The 563-nt window shown below is 49.4% G+C and carries 1 pseudogene; it reads left to right on the forward strand.

Annotation, left to right across the window (positions count from 1 at the left end):
• Positions 1-563 (forward strand): annotated as a pseudogene (locus R7O13_RS29560) (penicillin-binding protein 2); the annotation flags it as partial.

Here is a 563-nt window from a genome sequence, read left to right on the forward strand (position 1 = left end):
AATCACCCCAGAACAGATCGAACGCTTCCATCGTGAGCGTAAGCGTACCCGTCGATTCAAATCTGTCCCATTGCTAACTCAGCTGAACGAAAAGCAGGTCGCGGTTTTTTCCGTCAACCAATACCGTTTTCCTGGTGTTGAAATTAGTGCCACACTCAAACGTTACTACCCTTACGGGGAAGTGTTAACGCACGTAATCGGCTATGTTTCTCGTATCAATGACCGCGACATGCAGCGTTTGATTCGAGAAGAAAAAGACGCCAACTACCAAGCGACTCGTGACATCGGTAAGTTGGGCATCGAAAAATACTACGAAGATCTGCTGCACGGCACTGCTGGCTACCAAGAAGTGGAAGTCAACAGCCGAGGACGCGTGATTCGCACGTTAAAGTACGTACCGCCAGTTCCGGGCAAAGACATTGTCTTAAACCTCGATATCAACTTGCAGCTTTACGTTCATCAGCTTTTGGATGGTCGACGTGGCAGCGCTATCGTGCTTGATCCTCGAGACAATGGGGTGCTAGCTATGGTGTCTAGCCCAAGTTACGACCCGAACGCTTTTG

The sequence above is a fragment of the Vibrio sp. Y176 genome, assembly GCF_033438945.1.